At 42.9% G+C, this 795-nt stretch carries 1 protein-coding gene; it reads right to left on the bottom strand.

All coding sequences use genetic code 11. The features are described 5' to 3' along the window. A partial coding sequence (locus SPADD19_RS05290) for a cation diffusion facilitator family transporter (RefSeq protein ID WP_061455445.1) occupies positions 1-795 on the bottom strand: 795 nt, incomplete at both ends.

The following is a 795-nucleotide window of genomic DNA, read 5'->3' on the forward strand; positions in this document are numbered from 1 at the left end:
AGTTTCGTGGCGACGCCAGAGACTGGTATGTATTTGACCGTCTAGTTCATAACGGATAAGTTTGGTTTTTTGACTGATGGACTCCAGTTCAAAGTTTTGGAATTGAACTTGGTCGCTTGCGAGAGCCTCTATTAATTCTGCCTTGTTGTGTTCGTGACCGGTATCGTCAATCAAGGTATAATTATCCGCTAGCAATGTATCAAACTCTTGCTTAGCATAGAGGCGTTTTTCGTAGGTCAAGAGTTTCTTTTCAACGTTTTCGATCAACTCATCCTCAGGAATTGAGCTAGGTTCTACATGGACGTCAATGTCAAAGACTCCAAATTCTTCTTTCAGAAGATCCTCGACTTCTTCTGTGATCGCATGGCTTTCATAGACTGAAAGATCGGGATTCATCTCCAAGACAACGTCCAGATAGATATTGCTTCCGTAGGTTCGTCCGCGTTGTGATTTCACACGTGCAATCTTAGGGAGTTTTAAAATAGCTTTTTCGTAATCTTCGAGGAGGCTATCGTCAAAGCCGTCTGAAAGACTAAAGGAAGATTCCATAAAAATATCGTAGGCTGTTTTGAGGATAAAGAAAGTGATGATGATGGCTGCGATCTTATCGACAATTGGATAGTTAAAAGCACTAGCAGCGATCGCGATCGACGTTCCAAGAGATGTGACGACGTCTGAAAGATTGTCTTTTGCGGCTGCTTTTAAGGCTTTTGATTTGGCTCGTTTGGCTAAGCGAAGATTGTAGAAATAAACGCCTAGCATGACAAGGGCTGAAACCACTCCGACACCAGCACC

The organism is Streptococcus parasanguinis (genome assembly GCF_001578955.1).
GTDB classification, from domain to species: domain Bacteria; phylum Bacillota; class Bacilli; order Lactobacillales; family Streptococcaceae; genus Streptococcus; species Streptococcus parasanguinis_U.